We start from the raw sequence: 524 nt of genomic DNA on the forward strand, positions 1-524 counted from the left end.
ATCACCATCTCGACCGCGCACGTTGAGTATGAAACCGATGCACGTCACTACGCGCACGTTGACTGCCCCGGCCACGCCGACTACGTCAAAAACATGATCACCGGTGCGGCGCAGATGGACGGCGCGATCCTGGTTGTGAACGCGGCTGATGGCCCAATGCCACAGACTCGTGAGCACATCCTTCTGGGTCGCCAGGTTGGCATCCCGGCCATGGTTGTTTTCATGAACAAAGTTGACCAGGTAGACGACGAAGAGCTGCTCGAGCTGGTTGAAATGGAAATCCGTGAGCTTCTGTCCGAATACGACTTCCCAGGCGACGATATCCCTGTGATCGCGGGTTCGGCTCTGGCGGCGATGGAAGGCAACAACCCTGAAATCGGCGAAGAGAAAATCAAAGAGCTGATGGCCGCTGTTGATGAGTACATCCCACAGCCAGAGCGCGCGATTGACCAGCCGTTCCTGATGCCGATCGAAGACGTGTTCTCGATCTCGGGTCGTGGTACTGTTGTGACCGGCCGTGTTGA

At 57.1% G+C, this 524-nt stretch carries 1 protein-coding gene; it reads left to right on the plus strand.

The genetic code is table 11. From position 1 onward, the window contains the following. Positions 1-524 (plus strand): GTP-binding protein (locus tag Q1A43_RS22405; RefSeq protein ID WP_299939064.1); only part of this gene is annotated, 524 nt, incomplete at both ends.

Source organism: uncultured Pelagimonas sp., from assembly GCF_947498515.1.
Classification (GTDB): domain Bacteria; phylum Pseudomonadota; class Alphaproteobacteria; order Rhodobacterales; family Rhodobacteraceae; genus Pelagimonas.